We start from the raw sequence: 1181 nt of genomic DNA on the forward strand, positions 1-1181 counted from the left end.
ACCCACGGGCGCGGGCAGGAAGGGCACGATCGCCCCGTTGGTCCGCCAGGGGAAGTGATGCAGCGTGGCCAGCGGAATCCCGCAGTATTCCGCGACGTTCGCGGCCGTGTCTTCATAATTCATGCCGGTGAGCAGCAGGGCGGCCCCGTCTGCCAAGGACGTCAGCGTCCTGCTGACCTCCGCTCGGCACAGGGTGAGGGGTTCCACGACTTCCCGCCACATCCGGTCGAGCTTCCGAACCTTCCAAGGGTTCTCGAACCAGTAAGTCCAGTAGTCGCGGTGCGGGTCGAGGACGGCCTTCAATTCCGGCCCATACGCGACGCCGGCCGGTCCGACCGACTCGACGAAGTCGACCATCTCGGGAGCGACAGCCATCGTCACGTCGTGTCCCCGCCGCACCAGCTCACGCCCGACAGTCAGGTAGGGTTCGACCTCGCCGCGCGTGCCCCAATTCGCCAGCACAAATTTCATCGCGGATCTTCACCCTTCCAGTTCCCCTGGCGCATGGTCGGATTTGGAGCGGCCGCGCAACGTCCCCGGTTCAGACGACCGCAGCATAACCGGATGCGCGCGGCTGTTCAGGCTCTTAGGAATACTCGCCGCTGGCCACCTGCGGCCTTCATGTCTAGGCTCTCGCACTACCGCAAATGGTAGGAAGGGACAAGGTGACTGACCGTGATGCGGCGTGCGGCTACGTCGAACCGCCCGCACTGAGATTTGTGCTGGCAAGCTACGGAACTCGAGGTGATGTCGAGCCGTCGGTTGTGGTCGGGTCCGAACTGCAGCGGCGAGGGCACCACGTGCGTATCGCGGTCCCGCCCGACTTGATTGGCTTCGCCGAATCGGCTGGGCTCACCGCGGTGCCCTACGGAGCCGAGACGCAGGCCTGGCTGGACATGTTCCGGAATTTTTTCACGTCCCGGTTCGGCACCTTCCGACGAGTTCGGGAGAGATCGAGGTGGGCGCGCGAACTGTGGGAGATCAGCACCCAGGCTTGGGTGCAGATGAACCAGACGCTGACGGCGCTGGCGGATGAGGCCGACCTGGTGCTCGCCGGCCAGACTTACCAGGAGATCGCCGCCAATGTGGCGGAATACCATGGTCTTCCGCTGGCCACGCTGCATCACTTCCCCTGGCGGACCAACGGGGCGATCGTGCCCTTCCTGCCCGCGCCCGTGGGT

2 protein-coding genes are annotated in these 1181 nt (G+C 65.0%); one reads left to right on the forward strand and one right to left on the reverse strand.

The annotated features are described in order from the left end of the window. The coding region (locus A5695_RS01575; RefSeq protein ID WP_197515322.1) for a glycosyltransferase at nucleotides 1-471 on the reverse strand (471 nt) is incomplete at its 3' end. Nucleotides 472-710: 239 nt separating this feature from the next. On the opposite strand from A5695_RS01575, the gene A5695_RS01580 reads away from it, so the two are divergent. Next, nucleotides 711-1181, forward strand: a 471-nt coding sequence (locus A5695_RS01580; RefSeq protein ID WP_197515323.1) for a glycosyltransferase, incomplete at its 3' end; no start/stop codon positions are given.

This window comes from Mycobacterium sp. E1747 (assembly GCF_001667775.1).
Taxonomy (GTDB): domain Bacteria; phylum Actinomycetota; class Actinomycetes; order Mycobacteriales; family Mycobacteriaceae; genus Mycobacterium.